Raw genomic sequence first — 572 nt, forward strand, 5'->3', positions numbered from 1 at the left:
CAGCCACCGCCGGACCTCGTCCCCGGGCCCGCCGGCGTCGTCCGGGCCCGCCAGCGCCAGCAGCCAGGTGCAGTGCCGGGCGTGGTCCAGCAGCACCGCGCGGCCGGCGAAGACCAGGGCGGCATCCGGTGCCTCAACCGCAACGTCCCGGGCCCCGGCCTCGCGCTTGAGCTCATAACCAAGGTAGCCGAGCCAGCCGAGGGCGAATTCGCCCGGTACCTCCGCCGGCAGCAGCGGTCCGCCCGTCCAGGCAGATTCCAGCCAGCGGAAGAACGGGCCACGGATCCGGGTGGTGACTGCACCGGACGTGACGCAGGTGGTGCCGGAACGGTGTTCGGCGTAGCGGCCGAAACTTCCGGCGTCGTCGGCGAGGATGCTCAGGGTGTTCCGGACCGGCACCTCCGGGTCCGCTGCCGCCCCGGCGTTGGAGCTGTCCAGCCACACCGCGCGCGGGGACTGCCCGTAGAGCCCGGCGAACAGGCGCTCGCCGTCGGGGCAGGCGTCCACGCGCTCGGCAATGATCCGGCTGCCGCGCAGCCTGGCCAGGCCGGCATGCTCGGGGGCCAGCAGTG

Annotated in this window: 1 pseudogene; it reads right to left on the minus strand. The window is 74.1% G+C overall.

Annotated elements, in window-relative coordinates:
- Window positions 1–572: pseudogene (locus tag ACFQ36_RS23305) on the minus strand (aminodeoxychorismate synthase component I); the annotation flags it as partial.

It is taken from the genome of Arthrobacter sp. GCM10027362 (assembly GCF_042679445.1).
Taxonomy (GTDB): Bacteria; Actinomycetota; Actinomycetes; order Actinomycetales; family Micrococcaceae; genus Crystallibacter.